General features: G+C 38.6%; 1 protein-coding gene. It reads right to left on the bottom strand.

Annotated features, from left to right (window positions below; genetic code table 11):
- Positions 1-41: 41 nt before the first annotated feature.
- Positions 42-5,976, bottom strand: a 5,935-nt coding sequence (locus tag QU01_RS07725) for a vacuolating cytotoxin domain-containing protein (protein WP_033763581.1), incomplete at its 5' end; no start/stop codon positions are given.

Here is a 5,976-nt window from a genome sequence, read left to right as displayed (position 1 = left end):
GCTATGAATTAGGCTTGTTAAAAACAAGTTTAATGATACCATTAAAAAGCATAGCGCATACCAATATTTCCGGTAATATTAATATCTTTATAATCAAGCCCAAACCTAGCCCCAATGCCCGCATTCACATAAAAGGTTTTGAATAACCTTATCTCCCCGCCTGTGATAATGCTAGCAAAAGTGTTGTATCTGCCACCATCTCTATAGCTTAGGGTGTTATTACCAATAAAACGCACCATTTTATCCCCCATAGAATTAATAAATAAATCTCTGCCCACATCCGCAATCACAAAATAATAAGAGTTTTTATTGAAGTAGTGCCGACTTTCTAGGGCAAAATTGATCGTTAGAACGGATTTTTTATTAGGGTCAGCATTGGCTCTGAACTGATTGTAAATAGGATCATCCATAATGCCCCTTAAACCAGACAAACCAATGTAATAATAAGCTAAGCCTACTTGGGGTTTAAAAATAACGCTTTTATCTTTAAACATGAAATCATAGCCATAATTGATTTTAGCGTCAGTCGTCCAAGTGTCGTATCTGTAAGACTGATTGATGATTGAGAGTAGGGGGTCATAAGAGTTGATGAAAGTCTTATTGTATCCCCAAGTCTCATTCAAGCTCATTGTTAGCTCGCTTCTTTTGATAAACGCTCGGCTATAAACGCCTATATTGACATTGCTAGAGCCTGATTGAGTGATATTTCCATGAAACCCACTATACCCATAAGCGGCATAGCCCCCCACAATCACGCCCTTAATAAACCTATCATACCCTACATTGATACCATATAAAGTCCCAGTGCCTCCATTAATGAAACTAGCCCCTCCAACTCCTGTCGCCCACACATTATTTTTGACTCTGTTTCTTTGAGAGTATTTTAAAATCACATCCATAGCGTTAGGGATCGCATCAGCGAATCGCTTGTTTTTAAGGGCTTCTAAACGCTCATGGAAATCAGCGCTAGCAAAGGTTGAAGTGTCAGAGAGCTTGGCTAAACGGCTCATTTGCTGCGTGTAGGTATTGATCTGTAAAATATTAGTGGCATCATTTTTAAAATTAGGGTTAGCGATGACTTCTAAAGTGTTGGCAATATTTCCAGCGATCGTGGTTAAATCTTTTGCGGAATGGCTTTCTAAATAATAGGGAGCGAATAAAGGACTTCCCTTAGTTTCAAAGATTTTATTGAGCCAATTAATCGCTTGGTTGCCTCCAGCTTGATCAATACTATCCACGCTTTGAACGCCCTGAATTTGAGCGATGTATTGTTTTAAAGTGGGGGCTTGTGGGTTATTGATAGGATCATTAGAAACAGCGATTTTCACTTTATTATAAAGAATGGAAGTGTAAATATATTGATTTTGAGAATCTTTAAAGCCTACAACTAAACCGCCATCTTTAATATTCACGGCTTGCCCGTTATAAGTTAAGCCGTTGTCAGTCATCACCATGTGCTTGCCATTAATATCAATGAGCGCATAAAGCTTAAGGTAATTATCTAGGCTACTGCCTCCTGTGATTTGGTTGTTATACCCATAATAAATGGCTTTAGCGCTATCAATAAGCGTGTAAGTGCCAACTTCTTTTGAAGAAGTGCTGAACTGGATTAAAGGGTTATTGTCATTAGCCATGATTGTCGCTGCGCCTTGAGCGTTGATAATAGCATGGCTAGCTGAATGGCTGATATTAAACACCAAATCGCCATAGCTGTTAAAATTCCCCATGACATTCAAACCACTAGCGTTAGTGCTTAAAGTCGCTTGTTGGTTTAAGGTGAAATTACCATTAATGTTGGCCGTAGAGTTAGAGGCGTTGTTAAAAGCGTTGGTGATCGTTAAATTATTGGCTTGCAAAGTCGCATTTTTATTGAGATTGAGCGTGCCTATGACGCTATTATTTGTTACTTGAGACAAATCAATAGCCCCATTAGAGGTGATTGTGCCTAAGAAAGTGAAGTTGTTAGCATGCACGCTTAAAGACTCATTGGTGGGGGTTACGCTAGAGTTTGTAGGAGAGCTGTTTTTGGTTGTAGGGCAATTGGCTAAATTGACACAAATTTCCCCTTTTTGAACGCTCACATTATTCAAACCCGCATTAAGGCTTAAGCCATTGGTAGCGTTTAGGGTTGTGATATTGATATTAGAAACATCATTGGAAGCAAAAATCAATGCGCCTTGATACTTGCTAAAGTCAATCGTATTATCGCCATTAAAAATAATAGACTTGTTGGCGACAAAATTCAGACTGCCCCCTGTAGCGTTGCTAAAAGAGCTATTATTGACAAAAACATAGCCATTGCTTAAAAAGTTAAAATACCCTTTTTGCCAAAAATCATGCAAGCCTCTAGGCGATAAAAGAGTGCCTAAATCGTTTTCTTTGAGTGCGTTTTGTAAAGAGGGCGGTAACACGCTCCCTAAACCTTGATTATAAACGCCGCTTAACCCGCCTTGAGAAATAATATTATTAATGATATTGCTCACTAAGCCTTGACTTTCTAGCTTTTTAACGACATCTTGCCCTAAAAACTCGTTCAACAAGTCGTTCGCCACCACACCGATGTCTTTTTGCAGGCTTGTAGGGGGATTGGTAATATCTTTTAAAACCACGCTTAAAATAGAGCTTAATTCAGAAGCGTCCATATACCCACCGATGAAATTCAAAAGCCCTTTATCGTCTAGCATGCTTTTTAAAGACTGCTTAGCAAGGTAGTTTTCTATGATGGATGGGGTAACAAAATTACCAAAAATGCTTAGTTTTTTACTGATAATATTTTGGATTTCATTCATGACTCCACTATTATTCAATAAATTGTCTAAATTATTTTGACCTATAAGTTGGCCTAAGGTTTCATTTTGCAAGCTAGCGGGCAATTCCTTACTCAAAGGGCTTAGAGCGTTTTCTATAAAGTTTCCTAAACCGCCGGCTTGCTTGATTTTTTCCATAGCCACTTGACTGAGAACATTCGCTAAATTCCCTTGATTAAAGATTTTATCAATCCCTTTTTGACCCAAAAGATTAAAGATATTGTCTGTGGCTTGAGCTTCTATGTTAGCTTTATTCAACACTAAGTTATTGGCGCTTTGAAAGGTTACATCCGCGCTCCCTCCGCTTTCAAAAGCGTTACCGCTTCCAAGCGTTCCAGTGATATAAATGCTTTTAGCTTTAAAATCAGCGTTAATGTAGCCTAAATAGGGGGAAGTTGAGCCTAATAATTGCCCTAGGTAAGTGTTTCTAAAAGAAGAACAAGTGGCGCTATCTAGCGTGCAAGGACTGCTATAGCCATTGCCCCCAAACCATATAGAGCTGGTAGAGTTTGTAACATTATCTTGAGTAGCGCCTATAATTAGATTCCCATTATTAAAGGTTTGATTGATGTTGTCAGTCAAATGGTTGATCGTTTCTAGGAGTGCTTGCTTTTGCGTTTGGGTGATCTTAATCTTGTCTAAGAGTTGCAACACTTCATTGATGCTAGTGATATTGTCTAATTGGTTGGATTCAATCATTTCTTTTAAGGTAGCGGAATTTTGAGAAAGAATCCCTAAAAGCGTTTTTAAATTCTCGCTAGAAAAACCCTTATTGTAGATATTTAAACTATTCAAAGGCTGGTTAAACGGGCTATAAGTGCCTGGGGCTTGAGGCGTTTGAGAGCCTTTAGGGGTGAAAAGACCTTTAATATTGCTTGTCAAGTAATAAGTGCCTGCTTGGTTATCGCTATAATCATAGCTATAACCGGTAGGATTTTGCTTAGAAGCTTGGTAATTATAAAGCTCAGGAGCGATATTAAAAATAGTGTTAGAAGCCGAGTTAGGGTTATTTAAAACTTCTATGGTTAAATCCCCATTTTTAACGCTCTCTTGAATGATTTGAGAAGAATTGAGAGAGTTTATAAACGACCAAGTTTGAATGTTATTATTATCGCTATAGGTAGCGTTTTGGATTTTCATGCCATAAAAAAGGATTTTTTCATAGCCATTAGCCCCACTAATGCCAGTGATCCCTTTTTGAGCGTTTAGGATGTTGTAAGTTACAGATTTTGTGATGTTGTCAAAAATATTGATGTCAGATAAATTAATATCCCCATTATTCCCTAAAACAAACTGCCCGCTAACGCTCATTAAAGCCTTAGTTAAAGAGGGCGCATAACCATTAAAATTCAACGCCCCATTAGCCGTAAGGTTATTAAAACTCAATGAGCTTGCGCTGTCAAAATTAAAGCTTGCTGTATCAATAGTCGTGTTGCCTCCAAAATCAGCTTGGCTTGCACCTTGAAAATTGATATTAGCGTTTAAAGAGCTTGTGTTACTAACCGATAAAACGCTATCGTCTAAATTGATAGTGGTGTTGCTTGAAAAACTAGCGTTAGAAGCGTTGAGCTTGCTACTAGCGTTAAGACTGAGTGTCCCGCCATTAAAAAAGAGGCTATTAAAGGTTGCTTGACTCCCATTATAAATATTGAGACTCGCTTGATTGTTAAAAGTGCTTGTGTTATTCGCATTCAAAACGCTTTGATTGTCTAAACTTAAATTAGAATTGTTATCAAGCGTTAAAGAATTTTTAAAAGCGGCTTGACTTTTATTGCCAAGCGTGATATTAGCGTTGTTTTGCAAGGTTGTATCGCCATTAAAGTTCAGCAAACTTTGAGAGCTAAGCGTAAAATTCGTGTTGCCTAAAAGCTGTGTCGTAGCGTTAAAATTGCTTGTCCCCCTAGAATACAAGACATTAAAAACCGCTTGCGTGTTGTTGAAAATAAGGCTACTAGCCTGCAAATTATAGATTGCTCCCCCATTCAAACGAGAATTGCTAAAGCTTAAAGAATTAGCGGCATTAGCGCTGATCACGCTTGATCCTCCAGGGTTTGTAAAACCGCTGAACGAAGCGTTAGAAAAGGAAATGTTCTTAGCCGTGAAACTGAATTTCCCCCAAGTCATATCGCTAAAACTGGAATTGGTTACGCTGATATTATTTAGGGCGTCAAAAGCGGCATAGGAATGCTGACTAGCCCCCGTTTGAATCATTTTAGTAACGGTTTCAGCATCATTATAATTCAAGCCATCCATAGTGATATTATCGCTTGCCTTAAAGGTAATGTTCGCTCCCCCGCCATCTGAATTTGAAACGCCTTCACCGGTTTTAAAATTATTGGTCAAGTAAATGTTAGCCGCACTAAAAGTTCCCGTGATATAGCCAAAGCCTCCATGCCCTATCCAAATCAACCCATTATCATTCACGCTCTCTGTATTATTCCCTATGATCAAAGTGCCATTTTGGATATTCACGCCAAAACTTCTTCCAAACAAACTGGCTGTATAAGTGCTAAGCGTGTTGCCGTTTTGACCGCTCTGTCCTGAAAGATTGGGATCAATATAATAAATACCTTTTTGTGAGTAAGTTTGATTTTGGAGGTTATAAACTCCATTCCACACATTCGTTGTGGGTAAATTTTGAGTAGGGGGTGAAACTTTATTAGGGGGAGTGTTTTGCACTGTGTGTTTTGTGGGAGTGGGCGTGGGGCTTGGTGTGGGGCTTGTAGGCTTAGCGTTAGCTATCGCTTTATTTAAACTATCTTGTTCAGTATTAAAAGCGTTTTCATCATTTTGTAAGGTTTGTTCATCTTGTTGTTCTTTATCTTGCGCTTGATTGAAAGCTTGTTCGTTAAAGCCTGTGGTGGAGTTGGCTAATTGTTTGATTTGAGCTAAATCTTTTTCTAACGCTTGTTCATCTTGAGCGATTTGTTGGTTGGTGTTTTCTAAATTCTGAGCGTCTGTAGCGATAGCGGTGTTTTTATTCTTGGTGTAGTCTGTATCGCTATTTGCGATCTTATTATCACTAGCAGCGTTATTCAAAGCGCTTTGGGAGTTGGTTACATCCTCTTGATAGGTTTGTTGGGCTTGTTGTTGTTCTTGTTCTTGTTGTTGGGCTTGCGCTTGTTGTATCGCTTGCTTTAATCCCTCTTGTTCAGCGTTAAAAGTCTTT

Source organism: Helicobacter pylori SA221C (assembly GCF_000476855.1).
Lineage (GTDB): Bacteria > Campylobacterota > Campylobacteria > Campylobacterales > Helicobacteraceae > Helicobacter > Helicobacter pylori_DK.
The sequence above is the reverse complement of the archived record's forward strand: the minus strand, read 5'-3'. Positions and strand labels throughout refer to the sequence as shown.